Raw genomic sequence first — 1,128 nt, 5'->3', positions numbered from 1 at the left:
AAGCCTCTCGTTAATTATATAATACAACATAGGGAGGGTTTATAATCAGGTCGTAAACTAGAAATTAATGTTATAAACTTAAATAATATATAAAATTGAGTTGTGCCAAATTTAAGAGTTTGGCTCATATTTATGCAACATTAATCGCTTATCCGTGATTCGGGGTTTTATAAGATATCTATAATATAAGTGATTATGCTATCTCTAGGATAGGCTTTATAAATATGATTTATCAGTACTAGAGCTATAATTAGAAAAATAATAGTAAATGTTTTCTTCATTCAAATATTATTCTATAAATCTCACATATTAGACGACAAATTTTTCACGAGCTTGTATTGAAGTACATTATCAAAATTAACACTGTATAGTATGAAACATAACTTATCGTCATCAGTTAAGATAAAATAATCATTGATTAATGTTATTAGGGAATTATCTGTTAAACCAAAGTTCAAGAAATTTTCCCCACTAATGTCTGCTCGAATATCTGTATCAATAACTTTAACGGCTGTTATATCCTTTAATAAAATTTGAAACCTTACAAAGACTTGTTCTTTTACATACCCATTAAGATCAATTAAATTAGATATTTCAGTTGCAATATATGGGGTTATAGATAACGTATCATACGTACCTATTATCGTATTTACGATTTGAAAATCTTTATAGTTGAATTTCTTCAATCTATTAGATGATCTTATGTGTGCACCATTATCAATAGAACCTATGATCCACAAAAGTAGAAGATTAGTATCAACTATTAGATTTTTGGGCATCACTAAATCCTAAAAAATCTCCTTTATCACTAATTTTGAATAATTTCACATCCCTACGACGTCCCATAATTTTTGCTAGAGATCCTAGACCACTATTGTCTGTATTAAGGTTTGAATCAATCGTATAGCTTAATTTCACCTCATATTTAGTATTATGTTCAATTCCCTCAACTGTAATATCTGTGACATTCTCAACTAGTTCTACTAAGTTATTCTTAGCAATACTTGTTGCCTCTTTAAAAGAAATCTGTACTGTATTCATTTTTCCACTCTATATTATATTCATAAATCAAATTGTATTAGAAAAAATGACTAAAAAGCTATTACTTACTAATTGATTCTAGCTTTA

1 protein-coding gene is annotated in these 1,128 nt (G+C 27.7%); it reads right to left on the bottom strand.

Annotated features, from left to right (window positions below):
• Positions 1–756: 756 nt before the first annotated feature.
• Positions 757–1,041: a hypothetical protein gene (locus P256_RS08830; protein WP_023273347.1), complete on the bottom strand. Its 285-nt coding sequence runs from the start codon at positions 1,039–1,041 to the stop codon at positions 757–759.
• Positions 1,042–1,128 lie beyond the last annotated feature (87 nt).

It is taken from the genome of Acinetobacter nectaris CIP 110549, from assembly GCF_000488215.1.
GTDB lineage: Bacteria > Pseudomonadota > Gammaproteobacteria > Pseudomonadales > Moraxellaceae > Acinetobacter > Acinetobacter nectaris.
The sequence above is the reverse complement of the archived record's forward strand: the minus strand, read 5'-3'. Positions and strand labels throughout refer to the sequence as shown.